Raw genomic sequence first — 338 nt, 5'->3', positions numbered from 1 at the left:
TTTAATTGACGGTTGTCCTTGTCCCTTTGTTTTAGGTGATGTAGGTTATGTTGGTCAAAGTCTAAAAGAAGAATTCGCTCAGTTAGGGTATGATCTCTGGACTCCATATCGTTCCAATATGAAAGGTGCTAAACAACATAACAGTCGTGCTTTAAAGAAATTGCGTCGCACTATTGAATCACGCTTTTCAATTTTGGTAGACAATTATGGTATTGAACGCAACTTAACTCGCTCGTTTACAGGTTTTTGGCTAAAAATTGAATTAACAGTTTTTGTTTACAATCTAGGTTTTTTTAGTTTTGATGAAGATGAAATTATTACGAACTAGCACCACGCGT

At 35.5% G+C, this 338-nt stretch carries 1 protein-coding gene; it reads left to right on the top strand.

Annotation, left to right across the window (positions count from 1 at the left end; genetic code table 11):
• The coding region (locus LACPOB_RS0100980) for a transposase (RefSeq protein WP_017866975.1) at positions 1–328 on the top strand (328 nt) is incomplete at its 5' end.
• Positions 329–338 lie beyond the last annotated feature (10 nt).

This window comes from Ligilactobacillus pobuzihii E100301 = KCTC 13174 (assembly GCF_000349725.1).
GTDB classification, from domain to species: Bacteria; Bacillota; Bacilli; order Lactobacillales; family Lactobacillaceae; genus Ligilactobacillus; species Ligilactobacillus pobuzihii.
The sequence above is the reverse complement of the archived record's forward strand: the minus strand, read 5'-3'. Positions and strand labels throughout refer to the sequence as shown.